14 protein-coding genes are annotated in these 19,922 nt (G+C 62.9%); 4 read left to right on the top strand and 10 right to left on the bottom strand.

Annotated elements, in window-relative coordinates:
- Nucleotides 1-183 precede the first annotated feature (183 nt).
- Nucleotides 184-345: a hypothetical protein gene (locus ACEN9F_RS25320; RefSeq protein WP_413424506.1), complete on the bottom strand. Its 162-nt coding sequence runs from the start codon at nt 343-345 to the stop codon at nt 184-186.
- Nucleotides 346-1,020: 675 nt separating this feature from the next.
- Between ACEN9F_RS25320 and ACEN9F_RS25315 the strand changes: the two genes are divergently transcribed.
- On the top strand, nt 1,021-2,667 hold the full coding sequence (locus tag ACEN9F_RS25315; RefSeq protein WP_413424504.1) for an NAD(P)/FAD-dependent oxidoreductase: 1,647 nt from the start codon (nt 1,021-1,023) through the stop codon (nt 2,665-2,667).
- A 363-nt stretch (nt 2,668-3,030) separates the two neighbouring features.
- Nucleotides 3,031-5,736: a TonB-dependent receptor gene (locus ACEN9F_RS25310; protein WP_413424502.1), complete on the top strand. Its 2,706-nt coding sequence runs from the start codon at nt 3,031-3,033 to the stop codon at nt 5,734-5,736.
- 47 nt (nt 5,737-5,783) lie between these two features.
- Here the strand turns inward: ACEN9F_RS25310 and corA are convergent, their stop codons facing one another.
- Nucleotides 5,784-6,752 (bottom strand): magnesium/cobalt transporter CorA, encoded by a 969-nt coding sequence (gene corA / locus ACEN9F_RS25305; protein ID WP_413424500.1) that lies wholly within the window; start codon nt 6,750-6,752, stop codon nt 5,784-5,786.
- A 70-nt stretch (nt 6,753-6,822) separates the two neighbouring features.
- On the bottom strand, nt 6,823-7,608 hold the full coding sequence (locus tag ACEN9F_RS25300; RefSeq protein ID WP_413424498.1) for an SDR family NAD(P)-dependent oxidoreductase: 786 nt from the start codon (nt 7,606-7,608) through the stop codon (nt 6,823-6,825).
- A 90-nt stretch (nt 7,609-7,698) separates the two neighbouring features.
- Between ACEN9F_RS25300 and ACEN9F_RS25295 the strand changes: the two genes are divergently transcribed.
- Entirely contained in the window at nt 7,699-8,643 is a 945-nt protein-coding gene (locus ACEN9F_RS25295) for a GlxA family transcriptional regulator (RefSeq protein ID WP_413424496.1), read from the top strand.
- Here ACEN9F_RS25295 and ntrC read toward each other — a convergent pair.
- From ntrC to glnA, 4 genes are all read right to left on the bottom strand, one after another.
- Complete coding sequence (gene ntrC, locus ACEN9F_RS25290) at nt 8,640-10,145, bottom strand: nitrogen regulation protein NR(I) (RefSeq protein ID WP_413424494.1); 1,506 nt, start codon at nt 10,143-10,145, stop codon at nt 8,640-8,642. The genes ACEN9F_RS25295 and ntrC overlap by 4 nt on opposite strands.
- A 69-nt stretch (nt 10,146-10,214) precedes the next feature.
- Complete coding sequence (gene glnL / locus ACEN9F_RS25285) at nt 10,215-11,327, bottom strand: nitrogen regulation protein NR(II) (RefSeq protein ID WP_413424492.1); 1,113 nt, start codon at nt 11,325-11,327, stop codon at nt 10,215-10,217.
- A 10-nt stretch (nt 11,328-11,337) separates the two neighbouring features.
- Nucleotides 11,338-11,826, bottom strand: a complete 489-nt coding sequence (locus tag ACEN9F_RS25280; RefSeq protein ID WP_413424491.1) for a DUF4124 domain-containing protein — start codon at nt 11,824-11,826, stop codon at nt 11,338-11,340.
- Nucleotides 11,827-11,951: 125 nt separating this feature from the next.
- The gene (glnA, locus tag ACEN9F_RS25275; RefSeq protein WP_008445691.1) at nt 11,952-13,367 is read right to left on the bottom strand and encodes a type I glutamate--ammonia ligase; all 1,416 of its coding nucleotides are present in this window, start codon (nt 13,365-13,367) and stop codon (nt 11,952-11,954) included.
- Between the two features lie 313 nt (nt 13,368-13,680).
- Between glnA and ACEN9F_RS25270 the strand changes: the two genes are divergently transcribed.
- A complete protein-coding gene (locus ACEN9F_RS25270) occupies nt 13,681-14,139 on the top strand; it encodes a rhodanese-like domain-containing protein (protein ID WP_413424489.1) in 459 nt (152 codons plus the stop codon).
- A gap of 4 nt (nt 14,140-14,143) precedes the next feature.
- On the opposite strand, the gene ACEN9F_RS25265 is transcribed toward ACEN9F_RS25270, so the two are convergent.
- The 3 genes from ACEN9F_RS25265 to ACEN9F_RS25255 all read right to left on the bottom strand — a co-directional run bounded on the left by ACEN9F_RS25265 (nt 14,144) and on the right by ACEN9F_RS25255 (nt 19,911).
- Nucleotides 14,144-15,508: a TAXI family TRAP transporter solute-binding subunit gene (locus ACEN9F_RS25265; RefSeq protein WP_413424487.1), complete on the bottom strand. Its 1,365-nt coding sequence runs from the start codon at nt 15,506-15,508 to the stop codon at nt 14,144-14,146.
- A 109-nt stretch (nt 15,509-15,617) separates the two neighbouring features.
- Nucleotides 15,618-18,740 carry a transglycosylase domain-containing protein gene (locus ACEN9F_RS25260; protein ID WP_413427174.1) on the bottom strand — a complete coding sequence of 1,041 codons (3,123 nt, stop codon included), beginning with the start codon at nt 18,738-18,740 and terminating at the stop codon, nt 15,618-15,620.
- Between the two features lie 382 nt (nt 18,741-19,122).
- Complete coding sequence (locus ACEN9F_RS25255) at nt 19,123-19,911, bottom strand: competence/damage-inducible protein A (protein WP_413424485.1); 789 nt, start codon at nt 19,909-19,911, stop codon at nt 19,123-19,125.
- Nucleotides 19,912-19,922 lie beyond the last annotated feature (11 nt).

The raw sequence follows: 19,922 nt of genomic DNA, 5'->3' as shown, positions 1-19,922 counted from the left end.
GTCCGCGCGGACGTCCGCTTTTTTTGTCGCACCGGTTTGGAGCATGGACGCGGTGCATCCGCTTCGGAAGAAAATAAATGTCAAACAGGCATCATTTCCGACTGTCGCCTGAGTGCAACAAATTTGCGGTCCATGCACCGGAACCGGGAGAAAAATTTACTAAAGGACACTTTTAGTTTCCAATTAAATATCGAAATTTAGGAAAAAAAACAACAAACACTCGCCTAAGCGAATACCCAAGCGGGCGCGTGGCGGCTGACGACCAGCGCCAGCAAAATTTTCAGCCGTCAAGACGTAACCGGCGAAAATCAACGAAAAACAACTGATCGGCAAAACAAAGAGCATCAAAACCTCCGCTCCACGGTGGGGTTTTATCGCAGATGCGCTTCAAAAAAAGTTCCAAATTGCAATTAACTGTTAGTCTTTGCCGTATTAAATACGGCCGCGATCCACTTTGGTGCGAGTCGCCTTTTAACAACAAACTGATCAAACGCAAGCTCGAATGCAATTTCATATTGGCAACATTCGGCGTTCGACGGGAGTACAGATGCGATCTTCGCCCAACCGTAAAAATTGACGATTATTCGCGACGCACCATTTCCGCCCAATCAATCACCAATTAAACAGGGGAATAATCCGTAGTGAATATGCGTTATTAAGATATGAGTAGAACCTGGGGGCGGATCGAATGGCGCCGATCATGTTGTCGCGAACCGCATTCCAATAGAAACTCCCGCCCGTCGCCCCGCGGCCGCATATTCGGCGCGGCCGCCCGCCGTGACCGCCATCAATCCGATGGTTCGCCGCTGAACTTAATATTTCATAAACAGCATTGCGGCATTTTAAATTTTCCCATGCCGTGTTTTACCGCATTTCAAAAGGCGGACACCCCCGACGTCTAGCTGCGTCCCCCTTAATACAGGTAAAATGTCGCCTTCACGAGTCACGCCGGAGCGCAACGCCGCCCGGCGGCGGCGCCGACCATGACGCCTAACCAGCGTCCACTCAGGAACCCTTGCCATGCTGCGACTGAACGAAGTAAAACTCCCGCTCAACCACACCGAGGACGAGCTGCCCGCCGCCATCCTGGCGCGCCTCGACATCCCCGCCGCCGAGCTGATCGGCTTCACCGTCTTCAAGCGCAGCTACGACGCGCGCAAGAAGTCCGCGATCGTGCTGATCTACTCGCTCGACATCGAGGTCAAGGACGAGGCCGCCCTGCTCAAGCGCCTCAAGCACGACCTGCATCTGATGCCGTCGCCCGACACCTCGTACAAATTTGTCGCCGCCGGCGAGCAGCTCGCCGGCCACGACCACAACCCGCGCCCGGTGGTGATCGGCACCGGCCCGTGCGGCCTGTTCGCCGCGCTGATCCTGGCGCAGATGGGCCTGCGTCCCATCATCCTCGAACGCGGCAAGGAAGTGCGCGAGCGCACCGTCGACACCTTCGGCTTCTGGCGCAAGCGCGAGCTGAATCCGGAATCGAACGTGCAGTTCGGCGAAGGCGGCGCCGGCACCTTCTCGGACGGCAAGCTGTACAGTCAGATCAAGGACCCCAAACATTACGGCCGCAAGGTGCTGACCGAGTTCGTCAAGGCCGGCGCGCCGGAGGAAATCATCTACGTCAGCAAGCCGCACATCGGCACCTTCCGCCTGGTCAAGATGGTCGAGCAGATGCGCGCCAACATCGAGGCCATGGGCGGCGAATACCGCTTTGGAAGCAAGGTGGTCGACATCGAGATCGAGCAGCTCCATGGCGGCGAAGGCGGCGGCCAGGTGCGCGGCCTGACGCTGGAAAGCGGCGAGAAAATCGTCACCAACCACGTGGTGCTGGCGATCGGCCACAGCGCGCGCGACACCTTTGAAATGCTGTACCAGCGCGGCGTCTACATCGAAGCCAAGCCATTCTCGATCGGCTTCCGCGTCGAGCACCCGCAATCGCTGATCGACGCCTGCCGCTTCGGCCCCAACGCCGGCCACCCGATCCTCGGCGCGGCCGACTACAAGCTGGTGCACCACGCCTCCAACGGCCGCGCGGTGTACAGCTTCTGCATGTGCCCGGGCGGCACGGTGGTGGCGGCGGCGTCCGAGCCGGGCCGCGTGGTCACCAACGGCATGAGCCAGTATTCGCGCAACGAACGCAACGCCAACAGCGCCATCGTGGTCAGCATCTCGCCGGAAGTCGACTATCCGGGCCACCCGCTGGCCGGCATCGAGTTCCAGCGCCGCCTGGAAGAGAAGGCGTTCGAACTGGGCGGCGGCACCTACAACGCGCCGGGCCAGCTGATGGGCGATTTCGTCGCCGGCCGCGCCTCGACCGAGTTCGGCGGCGTGGTGCCGTCGTACAAGCCGGGCGTGCACCTGACCGACCTGGCGCAAATCCTGCCTGAGTTCGCCGTGACCGCCTTGCGCGAAGCCTTCCCGGCCTTCGACAAGCAAGTCAAGGGCTACTTCAAGCATGACGCCGTGCTGACCGGGCTGGAAACGCGCACCTCGTCGCCGATCCGCATCAAGCGCCGCGACGACACGCTGCAGAGCCTGAACACGCGCGGCCTGTTCCCGGCCGGCGAGGGCGCCGGCTACGCCGGCGGCATCCTGTCGGCCGGCGTCGACGGCATCAAGGTCGCCGAAGCGGTGGCCCTGTCGATGGCCGCCGACAACGCTTAATCACCACCTTCCCCCTCGGCGGCCGGACCCCCGTTCCGGCCGCCGCCCCGCCTGCTGTTTCGCCTCCTCCCATCCGTTTATTACCTCACATTCAGTACCGTGAATATGGTTTCACAAAGCGTCATCGACTAGCACGTTTTGGCTATAAACTTTTCAAATATTTGTATATTTGTGTAAAAAATGCGTATTTTTAAGCAAAAACCGCATGAAGTGTTGTTTATTTCAATCTTGTTACAGACCGATAATTGACCGAAACCGGCCTCGGGTGGTCTGATGACTCCCCTGAATAATTTTATTTGTGGATTATTCATAGCGTAAGTTTTAATAACAAAGTAGCAAGAAACACCCCAAGGAGTTTGATCAATGATGATGGAAACTGTACTCTCGCGTTCGCTGCGCCTGATGTTCGCGGGCAGCGCCGCACTGATGCTGGCACAACCGGCATTCGCCCAAGACGCGCCCATCCAGCGCGTAGAAATTACCGGTTCGGCAATCAAGCGTATCGACGCTGAGACCGCTGTGCCGGTAACCGTAGTCAAGATGGCCGACCTGAAGAAGGAAGGCATCACCACCGTTGAGCAAGTACTGGCCAACCTGAGCGTGTCGCAAGCCAGCCAGGGCACCAGCCAAGTGGTCGGCCTGAGCACCGGCGGCGCCTCGTTCGCCGACCTGCGTGGTATCGGCGCCAACAAAACCCTGATTCTGCTGAACGGCCGTCGCCTGGCGAACAACGCCCTCGACAGCTCGGCGCCCGACCTGAACATGATCCCGTTCGCCGCGCTGGAGCGCGTCGAGGTATTGCGTGACGGCGGATCGTCGCTGTATGGTTCCGACGCGGTTGGCGGCGTGATCAACTTCATCACCAAGAAAGACTTCCAGGGCGGCACCGTCACCCTCGGCGCGGATAATCCGCAGCACGACGGCGGCTTCGCCAACAACGCCAACATCGGCTACGGCTGGGGCGACCTGGACAAGAACGGCTTCAACATCTTCGCGATGGTGGACCACCAGTCGCAGCACCGCATCGGCGGCACGCAGCGCGACTTCAACACCCGTTATCCAGGCGGCCTGTCCGGTTCGACCAGTCCGGCCAACTACTACCAGGAAACCAGCGCCAACCCGGCCGGCCCTGGCTGCACCACCGGCAGCCACCTGATCTCGGCGGGCGACGGTTCCTGCCTGATGACCACCTCCAGCTTCGTCGACTACATTCCGAAGAGCGAGCGCACCACCGGCCTGGTCAAGGGTACCTTCAAGATCAACGAAAACCATGAGCTGGGCATCGAGCTGCTGTCGACCCAGAGCAAGGTGCAAAGCGCGATCGCCCCGGTGCCGTACGGCGGCCTGTACATCAACCGCCTGCGTCCGGACGGCACGCCTAACCCGTACTACCCGGGCCAGGGCTCGGTCCCTGCCGGCGTGGCGCTGGACCCGGCCTACATGGACGCTTCCGGCGCCTCCGTAGACGGCGTCATGCCAGGCTTCGTACATGCCAAGTGGCGCGACCTGCCGAACGGCGCGCGTGCCGACGAGAACATCAACAAGCAGCAGCGCCTGGTTGTTGAGCTGAAAGGCACCGTCGCAGGCTGGGATTACCAGACCGCGCTGACCTACAACGAGAACAAGGTCAAGGAAAACCTGTTCGGCTACAGTGATGGCGGCATCATCACCAAAGGCGTGCTGGATGGCGTGATCAACGTGTTTGGCGACCAGGATGCCGCCGGCACCGCCCTGCTGAACAGCGCTGCGCTGAACGGCAACCTGATGAACGCCAAGGGCACCAGCAAAGGCGCCGACTTCAAGATGAGCCGCGAAGTAGGCGACTGGCTGAACACCGGCCACCAGGCCGCGCTGGCGATCGGCGCGCAGTACGAACATCAGGAATTCCACAGCGCCGCCAACTACGATTACGCGGCAAAAGTGGTTGCTTCCACCGGTACCGATCCAAACACCTTGAACGAAGGCAAGCGTAACGTTTCCGCGTTCTTCTCGGAACTGAACCTGCCGCTGCTGAAGAACCTGGACGTGACCGCCGCTGTCCGCTACGACAAATACAGCGACTTCGGCCATACCACCAATCCGAAGCTGGCCTTCACCTACCGCCCGGTCGACAGCCTGCTGCTGCGCGGTTCGTACTCGAAGGGCTTCCGTGCGCCGTCGCTGTACGAAATCAACATGGCGAACACCTACACCAACTCCGGCAACACCCTGAACGATCCGGTCAACTGCCCGGGCGGTGTACCGCTGCCAGGCAAGTCGGCCGCGGCCAACTGCAAGCAGCAGTTCCAGGTGCTGAACGGCGGTAACCAGAACCTGGCGCCGGAAAAATCGAAGAACGGCACTGTGGGTATCGTTTGGGAACCGATCAACAACCTGTCGCTGACCGCGGACTACTGGTCGATCCGCATGACCCAGCAGATCGGCACGCTGCAAGACTTCGACGTGCTGACCGACCCGACCACCTTCGGTGCCTACTACCATCGTAATCCGTCGGGCGACCTGGCAACCGATGGTTCGCAGTGCCCTAACCCTGTGACCTGCGGCTACATCGATCTGCGTAACCAGAACCTGGGTGACGTGAACACCAACGGCGTCGACCTGTCGGCCACCTACAAGCTGCGCACCAAGGACTACGGTACCTTCACCTTCGCCGACAACGCCACCTGGGTGCACAAGTATGAGTACCAGAACTTCGTCGGCGATGAAATGCACGAGCGTGTCGGTGTATTCTCCGGCGACGGCGCGGTCTTCCGTTGGCAGAACACCCTGAACGTCAACTGGACGCAGGGCAAGTTCGGCGCAGGTCTGACGGCGCACTACAAGTCGGGCTACCAGGATCAGCCGGTCGAGGACCATCCTGACCACCGCGTCGCGTCGTACAGCACGTTCGACGGCTACGGTTCGTGGGAAGCGATCAAGGGCCTGACCCTGACCGCCGGCGTGCGCAACCTGTTCGACAAAGAGCCGGTACTGTCGTACCAGACCAGCACCTTCCAGGCTGGCTACGATCCACGCTACACGGATCCAACCGGCCGCACCATGTACGTGCGCGCCACCTACAACTTCTAATCTGAAGTTGACATGAAAAACCCCGGCTTGCCGGGGTTTTTTTTCGTTCAGAGCCAGCCGGCCTTCTTGAAGCGCCGGTGCAGATACAGGCACACGCAGACCATCACGCCGACCGCCATCGGATAGCCGAACTTCCAGTCCAGCTCCGGCATGTATTTGAAGTTCATGCCCCACAGGCCGGCAAACGCGGTGACGATCGCGAAGATCGCCGCCCACGCCGCCAGCCGCTTGTTCACTTCGCTCTCCTCGATCGCCACCATCGACAGGTTGACCTGGATCGCCGTGGCGATGGTGTCGCGGATGCCGTCCAGCGACGCGCTGATGCGGTGCAGGTGATCGTGCACGTCGCGGAAGTATTCCTGGGTGTCGGCGCACATCGACGGCACGCGGCCGCCGTGCAAGCGCCCCACCGCCTCCATCAGCGGCGCCACCACGTGGCGCACGATGGTCACCTTGCTCTTCAGCTCATACAGGCGCTGGATATTGTCGCGCTGCTTGCCCTGCGTGAAGATCAAGTCCTCGATTTTTTCCAGCTCAGTCTCCAGCATGTCCAGCACCGGGAAATAGCGGTCCACCACCGCATCCATCAGCGCATACAGCACAAAGGCCGGGCCCAGGCGCAGCATGTGCGGCTCCTTCTCCGCGCGGGCGCGCACGCCGAGGAAGCCCTGCTGGCTGTTGCCGTCGCGCGCGGACAATATATAGTCGCGGCCGACAAAGATATCCACCTCGCCCACCGCCACCTCGCCGTCGCGGCACTCGATGGTCTTGACCACCACGAACAGCGAATCGCCATACTCCTCGATCTTCGGGCGCTGATGGCCGCGGCTGGCGTCTTCCACCGCCAGTTCATGCAGGCCGAACTCCTCCTGCATCACCGCCAGCTCGTCGGGCTGGGCGTCGCGCAGCGCAACCCATACGAAGGTGTCCGGCTTGGCGATATAGTCGCTGATTTCCTCGACCGGGATGTCGTCCAGTTTTTGCCCGTCCTGATAGGCCACACAATTAATCAGCATACGCATTCCATAAAAAAAAGCTCCTGGCTTCGTCAGCCAAGAGCTTACCTCAAACCGGCACCGCCGCAGGTTACGCCGCGGTTAAGTAGCGCGCCGCCGGCCTGGTGTGCGACAGGTTCGGGCCCAGCGCCTTGCGCGCCTCGTCCATGCGGGTGAAATCGGCCACCTCCGGCAGCGACGGCAAGGTCACCAGTTCGCGCTGGTCGAAGCCGGCCAGCGCGGCGTCGACCAGGTCTTCCGGCGTCATCACGATGGCCGCCGGCAGATGGTCGATCGGCACGCCGAAGCGGTCCCAGAACGGCGTGCCGATCGCCCCCGGCAACACGGCCTGCACCTGCACGCCCTTGTCGTTGAGCTCATGATGCAGCGATTGCGTCAGCGCCAGCACGAAAGCCTTGCTGCCGCCGTAGGTGCCGTTCAACAATTCCGGCGCCAGCGCGGCGATCGACGAGATATTGATGATCGCGCCGCCGCCGCGCGCCACCAGGCCGGGCGCCACCGCGCGCGTCAGCCGGGTCAGCGCGGTCACGTTCAGGGTGATCAGGTAGTCCAGCTCTTCCGGCGTGGACTCGACCAGCGTCTTGACCGCGCCCAGGCCGGCGTTATTCACCAGCATGCCGATGCTGCTGTCGCTGGCCAGGCGCTGTTCGACGGCGCGCAGGTCGGCGGTCACGCTCAGGTCGGCGCGCAGGGTGTCGACCTTGCGGCCGGTCGACACCTCCAGCCGGGCCGCCAGCGCGGACAGCTTGGCGGCGTCGCGCGCCACCAGGATCAGGTCATAGCCGCGGCGGGCCAGACGGTCTGCGTAGACGGCGCCGATGCCGGTGGATGCGCCAGTAATCAATGCGGTTTTCATGGTGTGGTCCTTTTCAAGTGAGTTGACAGGACAGAGTGTATGGGCGCAGACTAAGGCCCATGTGACGTAGATACCTCGTTTTGGGACATCATGAAAAAAACCATAGGCTTGCTGCTGTTTCCCGGTTTCCAGATCGTCGACATGGTGGCGGTCACCGTGTTCGAGGTCGCCAACCTGATGCCGGGCGGCCCGTTTTACCAAATGACCATGCTGTCGGAGCACGGCGGCGCGGTGATGAGTTCGGCCGGCGTGCCGGTCGGGACCGAGCGCTTCGGCGATCCCGGCTATGACACGGTCATGGTGGCCGGCACGCTGGAACCGGCGGCGGCATCGTCGCCGGCGCTGATCGCCTTCCTGCGGGCGGCCAGCAAGACGTCGCGCCGCACGGCCAGCATTTGCACCGGCGCCTTCGTGCTGGGCGAGGCCGGGTTGCTGGAAGGCCGGCGCGTGACCACGCACTGGGCCGGCGCGCGCGAGCTGCAGCGCCGCTACCCCAAGGCCAAGGTGGAGGAAGACCGCATCTACATCGAGCACGATCACGTCTGGAGTTCGGCCGGCATGACGGCTTGTATCGACTTGTCGCTGGCCTTGGTGGAGCAGGACCTGGGGGTCGAGGTCGCGCGCTCGGTGGCGCGCAAGATGGTGGTGTATCACCGGCGTACCGGCGGTCAGTCGCAGTTCTCGGCGCTGCTGGAGCTGGAGCCGAAGTCGGACCGGATCCAGACCGCGCTGACCTATGCCAAGCGCAATCTGCGCAAGCCCCTGTCGGTGGATGAGCTGGCCGACGCGGCCAACCTGAGCCGGCGCCAGTTCAGCCGCGCGTTCCGGCTGGAGACCGGGCAATCGCCGGCCAAGGCGGTGGAGACGCTAAGGGTGGAAGCCGCGCGCGTGATGATCGAGGATGGCAATCACGCCATCGACGTGGTCGCGCGCGAAAGCGGTTTCGACGATCCCGAACGCATGCGGCGCGCATTCATCCGGGCTTACGGCGTGCCGCCGCAAGCCGTCAAACGCGCCGCGCGCGCCGCGGCCTAATCGTCCTTCGCGCCGTCGATGCCTAGCTCGGCGATCTTGCGGGTGATGGTGTTGCGGCCTATGCCCAGGCGCACCGCCGCGTCGTTCTTGCGGCCGTGCGTGTGCTTGAGCGCGGTCCTGATCAGCGCCGATTCAAACTGCCGTCCCAGCACCGCCATCACTTCCTGCTGGCCGCCGCTCAACATGCTCGCGGCCTGCATCTCCAGCAAGCCCAGCCACGCATCCGGCGAACCGGCCAGGCTGGCGCCTTCCGCCGCCGGCACCGCCGTCACCGTGCCGTGGTGCTGCAGCGCGCCGTAGCTCTCGGCCGGCGCCGCCGACGCCACCGGCGCGCCGGAACCGCCGCCCTGCTCCTGCGTCAGCTCCAGCGGCAGATCCTTCACCTCCACCGTCTGCCCCGGCGCCATCACCGTGATCCAGTTGCACAGGTTTTCCAGCTGGCGCACATTGCCCGGCAAGTCCAGGCTGCTGAGGAACTGCAAGGTCGCGTCGCTCATGCGCTTCGCTTCCACGCCCAGCTGCTTGGCGCTCTGCACCAGGAAGTGACGCACCAAAATAGGGATATCCTCGCGCCGCTCCCTCAAACTGGGCAGGCGCAAGCGGATCACGTTCAGGCGGTGATACAAGTCCTCGCGGAACAAGCCTTCGCGCACGCGCTGCTCCAGGTTCTGGTGCGTCGCCGTTATCACGCGCACATTGGCCTTCAGCGGCTGATGCCCGCCGACCCGATAGAAGTGGCCGTCCGACAGCACGCGCAGCAAGCGCGTCTGCAGATCGAAGGGCATGTCGCCGATTTCATCGAGGAACAGCGTGCCGTTCTCGGCCTGCTCGAAGCGGCCGCGGCGCGTGGTCTGGGCGCCGGTAAAGGCGCCGCGCTCGTGGCCGAACAGTTCGGACTCCAGCAAGTCCTTCGGGATCGCCGCCGTATTGAGCGCGATGAAAGGCTGCGACGCGCGCGGGCTGTGCTTGTGCAGCGCGCGCGCCACCAACTCCTTGCCCGAACCGGATTCGCCGGTGATCAGCACCGTCACATTCGATTGCGACAGGCGGCCGATGGCGCGGAACACTTCCTGCATCGCCGGCGCCTGGCCGAGGATTTCCGGGGTTTCCGACGGTCCCGATTCGACGCTGGTTTCGCGCAGGCTCTCGTCCAGCGCGCGGCGGATCAGCTCGACGGCCTTGTCGATGTCGAACGGCTTGGCCAGGTATTCGAAGGCGCCGCCCTGGAAGGCCGCGACGGCGGAGTCCAGGTCGGAGAAGGCGGTAATGATAATGACCGGCAGGCCGGGGAAGCGCGACTTCACCAGTTGCAGCAGGTCGAGGCCGGAGTCGCCCGGCATGCGGATGTCGGACACCAGCACCTGCGGCGTCTCGAACTCCAGCGCGGCGATGGCGTCGCGCGCATTGGCAAAACTCTTGGTGGCCAGGTTTTCCCGGGCCAACGCTTTTTCCAGTACCCAGCGGATCGATTCGTCGTCGTCTACTATCCAGATTGGCTTCATGTGTTGTGTGTATCCCGCAATATGGATCGTCAATCAAGGGACTCGGTACCCGCCCCTGCTTGCCACGGCTTATGGCAAAGGCAGCAGAATACGGAAATCCGTAAATCCAGGCCGGCTCTCGCACTCGATCACACCCATGTGCTGTTGCACGAAGGTTTGCGCAAGGGTCAACCCCAGGCCGCTGCCGCCTTCCCGTCCCGATACCAGCGGGTAGAAAATACGGTCACGGATCTGGGGCGCGATACCCGGTCCATTGTCAATGATATGCAAGTCTAATGCCAGCCCGTAACGGACCTTGGCCAGGGTGACTTGACGCGCCACGCGCGTCTTGAAAATGATCTGCGCATCGCCCGCTTCGATGCGCGCGGCGAGCGCTTGCGCCGCGTTGTGGGCGATGTTGAGCACAGTCTGGATCAGCTGCTCCTTGTCGCCGCGGAATTCGGGGATCGAGGCGTCGTAGTCGCGCAGTATCGTCAGGCCGGACGGGAACTCCGCCAGCATCAGGCTGCGCACGCGCTCCAGCACTTCGTGGATGTTGACGTCGCCGACGATGTGCGGCCGGCGGTGCGGCGCCAGCAGGCGGTCGACCAGCGTTTGCAGCCGGTCCGCTTCCTTGATGATGACCTGCGTGTATTCGCGCAGCTGGCCGGCATGCAACGCCGGCAGTTCCATCTCCAGCAATTGCGCGGCGCCGCGGATGCCGCCCAGCGGGTTCTTGATCTCGTGCGCCAGGTTGCGGATCAGTTCCTTGTTGACCTGGCTCTGGTCGAGGATGCGTTCCTCGCGGTCCAGCTTGAGGTGCTGCAGGTGCTCGCGCAGCTCGATCAGCACGTGGCCGGCCGGTTCGTCCAGCGCCGACACGATGCTGTGCACGTGCAGCGGATCGCGGCCGGCCCGCTCCAGCGCCAGGTCCTGGCGCAGGTCGGAAAACTTGTGCTCGCGCGCCTGCGCGCAAATATGGTCCAGCTCGTCGGGGTTGAGGAACTGCGCGCTCAGCTTCTGGCGCGAGAGGGCCTTGAGCGAGCTCTCCAGCAGGTTCTCGGCGGCCGCGTTGGCGTAGGCGATCTGGCCCGCGCCGTCCAGCAGCACCACGGCCGAAGCGAGCAGTTCCAGGCCGGCCAGCGATGGCGGACGGTTGATGGCGGCGGCCGCGCGGGCGGCGATGGTGCTGACCAAACTCATAGTAAACCCGTCATTTGATATTCGCGATCTCACGTTTCAAGGCATCGACATTTTTTTCCGAGCGGCTGATGCTGTCGCGCATGGCGGCCACCCGTTCCTGGTACTTGGCGTAGTTGCGCTCATCGCCGCGCCGTTCCGGCTCGCCGCCGTTGAACTCCTTGCGCAGCTCGGCCAGCTTTTGCAGCTCGGTCTTCAGCTCGTCCTCCAGGATGGCGCGCCGGTCGGCGTCGCGCGAGCGCTGCTCGGCGTTGTCGACGCGCGGAAAATCGCCAGGCGTCGCCACGGGCGCCGCGCTGCGCGCCGGTCCGGCCGCACGCCGCGCCGGCGCCGGCACCACGGTGCCCGGCAAATCCATGGACTTGCAAAAACTGCCGCGATAAACGTCGGTGTATTCGACGCTGCCATTGGGCGGCGTACACTTGTAGATCACGCCCTGGCCGTGGGCCGCGCCGGAGGCGAGCAGCGCCAGCAAAACACTTCGCTTCAAACTAGTTGTCATTCGTAATCCGTGGGTGGAACATTCCATCCCGAATATACAACATCCAAAGAAAAACGCGGGGAAAGCTCTGCTCGCCCCGCGTTTTTTGCTTCACCACAAGCACCGGCAGGGCCGGCGCGTTGCAATTACAGCGAGTAGTACATATCGAACTCGGCAGGGTGAGTCGTCATGCGCATGCGCTGGACGTCCTGCATTTTCAGTTCGATGTAGGCGTCGATCATGGAATCGCTGAACACGCCGCCACGGGTCAGGAACTCGCGGTCTTTGTTCAGGTTGTCCAGCGCTTCTTCCAGCGACGAGCACACGGTTGGGATCAGCGCGTCTTCTTCCGGCGGCAGGTGGTACAGATCTTTCGATGCTGCCTCGCCTGGGTGGATCTTGTTGGCGATACCGTCCAGGCCAGCCATCAGCAGTGCTGCGAAGCACAGGTAGACGTTGGCCAGTGGATCCGGGAAGCGGGTTTCGATACGGCGGCCTTTTGGATTGGCCACGTGTGGAATACGGATCGAAGCCGAACGGTTCTTGGCCGAGTACGCCAGTTTCACCGGGGCTTCGAAGCCTGGAACCAGACGCTTGTACGAGTTGGTGCCTGGGTTGGTGATCGCGTTCAGCGCCTTGGCGTGCTTGATGATGCCGCCGATGTAGTACAGCGCGGTGTCCGACAGGCCGGCATAGCCGTCGCCGGCGAACAGGTTGACGCCGTCTTTCCAGATCGACTGGTGCACGTGCATGCCCGAACCGTTGTCGCCAACGATAGGCTTCGGCATGAAGGTCGCGGTTTTGCCATAGCTGTGGGCGACGTTCCAGACCACGTATTTCAGGTTCTGGGTCCAGTCGGCGCGCTCGACCAGGGTCGAGAACTTGGTGCCGATTTCGTTCTGGCCGGCGCCGGCCACTTCGTGGTGGTGCACTTCAACCGGGATGCCCAGCGATTCCAGGATCAGGCACATTTCCGAACGCATGTCCTGGAAGCTGTCCACTGGTGGCACTGGGAAGTAGCCGCCCTTGACGGTTGGACGGTGGCCGGTGTTGCCGCCTTCCAGCTTCTCGCCGGTGGTCCACGATGCTTCTTCGGAATCGATCTTGACGAAGCAGCCCGACATGTCGATCTTCCAGCGCACGCTGTCGAAGATGAAGAATTCCGGCTCAGGGCCGAAGTAGGCGGTGTCGCCCATGCCCGACGATTTCAGGTAGGCTTCAGCGCGCTTGGCGATGGAGCGCGGGTCGCGGTCGTAGCCCTTGCCGTCGGCAGGCTCGATGACGTCGCACTGCATGAACAGCGTGGTCTCTTCCATGAACGGGTCGATGTTCGCGGTATTTGGATCCGGCAGCAGAATCATGTCCGATGCTTCAATACCCTTCCAGCCGGCGATCGAGGAACCGTCGAATGCGTGACCCGATTCGAACTTGTCGATGTCGAAGTGCGACACAGGCACGGTTACGTGCTGTTCTTTACCACGGGTGTCGGCGAAACGGAAATCAACGAATTTGACTTCGTTTTCCTGGACCATTTTCAGAACTTCTGCGGCTGTCATTGCCATGCGTATCTCCTAAAGGAATGTGTGGAACTCGTGAGGCCTTACTAAGCACTATCTATGCCAGCCCGAAACTCATATCTATATGTCGGCAGCGTCTTTGAATTTGCAGCCAAATGAATCTAAAATCAGCGCACCATTCAATTTGCCTGTTTTTGCAGCAGATCAATACCGCACCAACTGTGTGCGTTTTCCGCATTTTGCACCTTATAAGTGCATTATGGGCGTTTTTCAGAAAATGGCACGGTTTTGGTGCACCACAGTCTCCGGCTCGCACAGGAGGCCTATAATAAACTCAAACTTATTTTTGGAACATCCCATGAGCAAAATTGACGACATTCTCGCCCTTGCCCGCAGCCGGAGCAAGGACTGGCCCTATGCCGGCGCAGTAACGCCGCAGGAAGCGTTTGAATTGCTGAGTGCGGACAACGCCGTCAAGCTGGTCGATGTGCGCACCAATGCCGAGCGTGACTGGGTCGGCCGGGTGGCCATACCGGAAGCCCAACATGGTGCGGTTCAGTGGACCATCTATCCGGGCGGCATCGCCAACCATGAATTCATTGAGCAGCTGAACTCGGTCGCGCGCAAGGACCAGGTGATCCTGTTCCTGTGCCGCTCGGGCGTACGCTCGCGCAACGCCGCCAAGCTGGCGACCGAACATGGCTACCAGCACTGCTACGACATCCTGGAAGGCTTCGAGGGCGACAAGGATGAGCACACCCACCGCAAGAACATCAGCGGCTGGTGCAAGGCCGGCTTGCCGTGGACCGGCGCCTGATCGCCTAGACCGGCACCGCGTCCACGGCGGCGGGCGCCGCCTCGCCCATCAGGAACTGGATACGCTTGCGCACGAACTGGATGTGGCTGCGCAAGCCGTATAAGCCGTCGGCGAACGACAGCGGGATCGAGACCTGGTTGACCAGGTCTTCGATCTCGTTCAAGCGCTTGAGCTGCTCCTCGTAGACCGCCATGCGGTTTTCCGCCGCAGCCTCCTCCACCCTCTGCTCCACCGCGCGCAGCTGGCCGTACCAGCGGTACACGCGCGAGCGGATGCGCCACACGTACAGCGGCGGCACCACCTTGGACAGCGGCAGAATCAGCGCGCCCAGCGCCACCACCACCACCCACATGCGGTCGAAGAAATTGGCCAGCCAGAAGGTCATGTAGCGCTGCAGGAACGGCGGGCCGTTCTTGTAGAACTTGGCCGCTTCCTCGTCGACCGGAATCTCCGTGTACTTGGCCGACGGGAACTGGCCCTGCTGCTGGAACCAGCCGGCGCCGCTATGGATGCCGCTGGCCGCCTGCACGAACAAGTCCATCAGCGCCGGATGCAGGTCGTCGCGCGCCACCAGCGTGGCGGTCGGCGCGATCAACTGATAATCCTCGGCCGGGATATCGCGGCCCAGGTCGACGATGCCCTGCGGCAGCACCACGTGGGTCAGGAACGGCAGCTTGCGCGCGTAGGCCTCGGCCTGGCTGAAGTTGAACAGCTTGATGCCCGGCGTTTGCAGCAGCATCTGGATCAGCGGCGCTTCCGGCGCCGAGGTGAACACCAGGCCGTCGATGCGGCCCTCCAGCAGCTCCACCGTGGCGGGCGTGTTGGCCAGCGAGAAGCGCTCGACTTCGCCCTTCTCGACGCCGTTCAGCTCCAGCACCTGGCGGAACAGGCGCGGCGCGCCGGCGCCCTTGGGGCCGTAATTGATTTTCTTGCCGCGCAGCTGGGTCAGCTGGGTGATCGGCGGCTGGCCCTTGGTCTCGCGCAGGAACAGCCACAGCGGCTCGACGAACAGGCTGCCGAGGGAACTGAGGCCCTCGCGTTCGGCGGCTTCCTCATTGGTGGAGCCGCTTTGCACGAAGGCGATGTCGGCCTTGCCGGCCTTCAGCAGGCGCAGGTTGTCGCCGGAACCGGCCGACGGGATCAGCTCGATCTTGACGCCGTGCCTGGCCAGCGCGGCGGCGTACTTCTTGCCGAACTCCTCATAGGCGCTGTTTTCCTGGCCGGTGGCCAGGCGTACGGTGCGCGGCGGCGCCGGATCGACCAGCCAATAGGCCAGCAGGCAGACGCCGGCGATCAGCAGGATGGTCGGGGCGGCGGCGACAAGCAAGTCCCGCACGGAGAACTGCGTGAACTTGAGGATTTTGGACATGTGATGGCGCATAGGTTTCATGGGCTGATACATTGCCAACAAATGACTAACTATGCAAGGGAAACACGTCCGGCCGGCGCCGACGTCCCCGCCAAGGCGGGGGACGGCGTCAACCGGCGCAGGCCTGCAGCGGCGGTTTCACTATCGCGGGGACCTCGCCCCCGGCTTTCACGACGATCGGCGCGGCCGCGGGCCTGGCCACCAGATTCGGCTCGATCAGCGGCATCAGGTTAGGCGCCAGCACCACCAGCAGCTGCACCGGCAGCGCGCTGGTGAAGTCGTAGTTCTTCGATTCCGGCCCGTGCACATAGGCCGTCATCGAACCGAAGAAGCGCTCGCCGATATTGAACACGAAGGTCGCCGACCGGTTCACATAGCGCGACTCGATCAGGCGCCCGCCGCCGCCATACACGTCGAAGCGCTGGTCGCCGGTGCCGGTCTTGCCGCCCACCGGGATCACCGTGCCGTCCGATTTGACGAACGCCATGCGCGCCCGCTTGGCCGTGCCGTCCGACACCACGCCACGGATCGCATCGGCCACCACGCGCGCCACTTCCGGCGACAGCACCTGCTCGTTGGTCGTCGGCGCCGCCTTGGTCACGATGGTTTCATACGGCGTGCCCTTGGCGAAGTGCAGCGAGGCCACGCGCTGGCTGCTCTTGCGCACGCCGCCGTTGACGATAATCCCCATCATCTCGGCCAGCGCGGCCGGACGGTCGGCCGACGCGCCCAAGGTGGTCGCATACGACGGCACCAGCGATTCGAACGGATAGCCCATCTTCTTCCACTGCTTGTGGATTTCCATGAAGCCTTCCATCTCCAGCAGGCCGACGATGCGCTTATCCTGCGCGTGCTTGCGGTGCGTCTTGAACAGCCATTGATACACTTCCTGGCGCTGCAGCTCGCTGGCCGCCGTCATCTGCGTCAGCGTCGCGCCCGGATGCAGGCGCAGGTAGGCCGCCATCCACAATTCCAGCGGATGCACGCTGGCCAGGTAGCCGCGGTCGGCCAGCGACCATTTGTCGATCGCATACTGGTCGTACAGCTTGGCCACGCGCTCCTCCGGCACTTCGTTCTGCGACGGCAGGTTGTCGTGGATGAAGGTGCTGAACTGTTCCAGCGTCGCCAGCGGATACACGGTGCGATGGATCACCGCCAGCCGCACCGGCGTGCTGCGGATATTGGCCAGCAGGATCTTGTCCAGCTCGGACTCCGGCTTGCCCTTGTACTTGGCGTAGAAGCGCGCCAGGAATTCCTTGCCTTCCTTGTCGGCGAAGCGGGCCAGGTAATCGGCGCGGCGCGGATCGTCGGCGTCGGCCAGCAGCGAGGCCGACGAGCCCGGCGACTGGAACATATAGTACTTGGCGACGTCGCGCATCAGGCGCACGAACACCAGGTTGGTCGAGTGGCGCAGCGCCTCGGTCACGGTCAGGATCTTGGAATTGTCTTCCTTCGAGAAGTTGCCGAAGTGGTGCAGGCCGCCGCCGGTGAAGAAGCCCTCGCCCGGATTGCCCGAGTACTTGCGCTCCATCGCCGCGTTCAGCATCGGCGTCAGTTCGCGCCCGCCCTTCTCGACCGGCAGCGCCTTGAAGTATTCCAGCGCCCACGCCGACAGCTTGTCCTGCGGATCGACCACCACCTTGCCCAGGGCCGCCGCGTCCATGCCGGCATACTTCTTGTTCAGCTGGTCGACGATGTCCAGGTAGGTCACCAGCGTGCGCAGCTTGGCGGTCGAACCCAGGTCCAGCTTGGCGCCTTCGTTGATGTCCAGCGGCTGGTCGAAATTATCGGTCTGCAGGCGCAGCAGGTTGTTCTGCTCGCCCTTCTCCAGCAAGGTGAAGCTGTACACCACGTTGGCCGGATCGCCGTTGCCCAGCATGCCCTTGCCGGTCAGGCCGGCGGCCTTGGCCTTCTCCGGATCGCGCAGGTCGCGCAGCACCTGCGTCACCGCCGTCTGCGCCTGCGCGTCCAGCGTGCTGGTCACGCTCAGGTCGAGGCGGTCCAGGTTGTACATGCGGTTGTCGCCCAGCAGGTTGGCCAGGTGGTTGCGGATCGCGTTCGAGGCCTTGCGCGTGACGAAGGTCATGGCCGGCGCCGACTGCAGGCCGTTGCCGGTGGCCGGATGCAGCTTCTGCAGCAAGGCCATGTCGCGCATGGCCGGCGTGATGGCGCCGTCCTGCGCCAGGATGCGCAGGTGGCTGTTGGCCAGGATTTCCAGGTCGGCGGCGCCGTCGCCCAGGTAGTAGCTCGGGCGGCGCTGCGCGATCATCAGGCTCAGCGCTTCCTTGAAGACCAGCGCGGTGTCGGCGTCCGGCTTGTCCAGCGGGCCGGCCAGCAGGCGGTTGACCTCGGCGAACTCGCGGCCGTACCAGACCCACATGCCGTCGCCGATGCCGTTCACTTCGCCGTAGCCGGGCTTGGCCGACAGCGGCACCGTGTTCAGGTAATCGATGACGATCTTGCGGCGCGCCTTGGTGGTGTCCGGTCCGTCCTGGTAGGAGCGCAGGCTGGCCGAGACCATCTGCTGCAGCTTGTCCTTCATCGAACCGGTGCGGCCTTCCGGCGAGTGGCGGTACTTCTCGATCTGCGTGGCCAGCGTGCTGCCGCCGGCCGCGCGATGGCCGCCCGCGACCGAGCTGACGCTCTTCTCGATGACGGCCTTGCCCAGCCGGTCCCACTCGACGGCGGGATTGCGCTTCGGATATTTGTTGTCCAGCAGCTCGCGGTTTTCAATGAACAGCAGGCTGTTGATCAGCGCCATCGGCGCCTGCTCGAACTTGTTGTAGATCCGTTCCGGATAGCTGGCGGCAAACAGTTCCTGCGCGCGGCAATCGTAGATGGTCAGGCCGGTCTTGGTCTTTTCGCGGTAGGTGGCGAAGATGCCCATGTCGGCCAGCTCCGCCATCTTCGGCGAGATGCGGACCTGCGCGCTGACGTGATAATCGCGCGCGCTCAGCTTGCCCACGTAGTCCGGCAGGCTGGCGTAGCCGAGCCGCTCGTCATACGGGCTGTCGTGCGGGAAGCGGATCGATTTGCTCGGCCCCGCTTCCATGCGGTAGGTCATCTTGCCGGCCAGGTCGCTGAAGAAGCGCGCCTGCATGCTGGAGGTGCGGCTTTCCTGGATGCCCCAGTAGACGGCAAACGATACACCGATCAGCAGCACCAGCAAAAAGGCGTTGCGCGAACGCTTGCTCTTCTTTTTCGGCGTGTCTTCGGGCGGAGGCGGATCCATCTGCGCCTGCGCCAGGTGCGCTTCGGTTTGTTCGGGAGTAGGCGGCGGCACCACGCGAAGGTGGCGCTTGCGGCGATAGCCAAGTGCTGCGGCGCCCGCACGCATTTTGCGTACTGCGCGTACAACGAGACGGGGCCGGCGGAAACGACGATTGCTTAACATATGATTCAGACCGGTCAGCTATTCAGTAAAACGTACGAAGAAGGAGTTTCGTCTTCTAAGTATCATTGCACCACAACACAGCGGTTGTAACCGGAGCAGACGCAGAATAATTTTACTGCGCCGATTATTTTTCGCAAAAAAACAACGGCGTTCTACCGTCAGGCGGAACGCCGCTTTTCAACTTCGCCGACCATTCATGCTGGCATGCATTAACAGTTGCTTAAGCTATGTTGTCGAACTCTACATTGAGTTTTTTCAGCTCGGCGCATAGTTGCGCAAACGCTTCGCTGGTTTGCACCGCTTCGCCCTTCACGCCCAGCTCGATATGGCGGCGCGTGTTGGCGTCGCCGACGCTCGGCAGGCTGAACACCTTGACGCGCGGATACTGCGCTTCGATCGCCACCATCAGCGGCGTCAGCGCCGACTCGGCCGCTTCGTACACCAGCACCGACTGTTCCAGGCGCGGCTCGCGGTTGAACAGGTCGGCGTAGTGGTGGTCCAGCACCCACTCGATCATCGGCCAGGCCATCACCGGGAAGCCCGGCACGAAGTAGTGCTTGTGCAGCGCGAAGCCGGCAATGTTGTTGTACGGATTAGGGATCAGCGCCGCGCCTTCGGCGAACTCGGCCATCTTCAGGCGATGCAGGTTTTCCGGCGACGCCAGGTCGGCCGGCTGGCCGGCGTCCACGCCCATTTGCAGGATGCGCTGCTGGATGTTGAGCTTGCCCTGCGGGTGCATCGCCAGCGGCAGGCCCAGCGCGTCGGCGGCAGCCTGGCGCGTGTGGTCGTCCGGCGTGGCGCCGATGCCGCCGCAGCAAAACACGATGTCGTCGGAAGCGAAGCTGCGCTTGAGCGCGGCCGTGATGCGCAGCGGATCGTCAGGCAGGATCTCGGCCCAGGTCAGCTGCAGGCCGCGCGCCGCCAGCATTTGCACGACCTTGGGAAAGTGCTGGTCGACGCGCCTGCCGGACAGGATTTCGTCGCCAATGATGATGAGTCCGATCGCCATGATTGCCTGCT

Origin of the sequence: Duganella sp. CT11-25 (assembly GCF_047302815.1) — a bacterium.
Classification (GTDB): domain Bacteria; phylum Pseudomonadota; class Gammaproteobacteria; order Burkholderiales; family Burkholderiaceae_D; genus Rugamonas.
This window is presented reverse-complemented; position numbering and strand designations above follow the sequence as displayed.

What these genes read in the sequence shown, in the direction of transcription:
- ACEN9F_RS25260 (WP_413427174.1), bottom strand. Translation starts at nt 18,740, where the DNA reads ATGGATCCGCCTCCGCCCGAAGACACGCCGAAAAAGAAGAGCAAGCGT.
- ACEN9F_RS25320 (WP_413424506.1), bottom strand. Translation starts at nt 345, where the DNA reads ATGCTCTTTGTTTTGCCGATCAGTTGTTTTTCGTTGATTTTCGCCGGT.
- corA (WP_413424500.1), bottom strand. Translation starts at nt 6,752, where the DNA reads ATGCTGATTAATTGTGTGGCCTATCAGGACGGGCAAAAACTGGACGAC.
- glnA (WP_008445691.1), bottom strand. Translation starts at nt 13,367, where the DNA reads ATGGCAATGACAGCCGCAGAAGTTCTGAAAATGGTCCAGGAAAACGAA.
- ACEN9F_RS25255 (WP_413424485.1), bottom strand. Translation starts at nt 19,911, where the DNA reads ATGGCGATCGGACTCATCATCATTGGCGACGAAATCCTGTCCGGCAGG.
- ACEN9F_RS25300 (WP_413424498.1), bottom strand. Translation starts at nt 7,608, where the DNA reads ATGAAAACCGCATTGATTACTGGCGCATCCACCGGCATCGGCGCCGTC.
- ACEN9F_RS25315 (WP_413424504.1), top strand. Translation starts at nt 1,021, where the DNA reads ATGCTGCGACTGAACGAAGTAAAACTCCCGCTCAACCACACCGAGGAC.
- glnL (WP_413424492.1), bottom strand. Translation starts at nt 11,327, where the DNA reads ATGAGTTTGGTCAGCACCATCGCCGCCCGCGCGGCCGCCGCCATCAAC.
- ACEN9F_RS25310 (WP_413424502.1), top strand. Translation starts at nt 3,031, where the DNA reads ATGATGATGGAAACTGTACTCTCGCGTTCGCTGCGCCTGATGTTCGCG.
- ACEN9F_RS25280 (WP_413424491.1), bottom strand. Translation starts at nt 11,826, where the DNA reads ATGACAACTAGTTTGAAGCGAAGTGTTTTGCTGGCGCTGCTCGCCTCC.
- ACEN9F_RS25270 (WP_413424489.1), top strand. Translation starts at nt 13,681, where the DNA reads ATGAGCAAAATTGACGACATTCTCGCCCTTGCCCGCAGCCGGAGCAAG.
- ACEN9F_RS25295 (WP_413424496.1), top strand. Translation starts at nt 7,699, where the DNA reads ATGAAAAAAACCATAGGCTTGCTGCTGTTTCCCGGTTTCCAGATCGTC.
- ACEN9F_RS25265 (WP_413424487.1), bottom strand. Translation starts at nt 15,508, where the DNA reads ATGTCCAAAATCCTCAAGTTCACGCAGTTCTCCGTGCGGGACTTGCTT.
- ntrC (WP_413424494.1), bottom strand. Translation starts at nt 10,145, where the DNA reads ATGAAGCCAATCTGGATAGTAGACGACGACGAATCGATCCGCTGGGTA.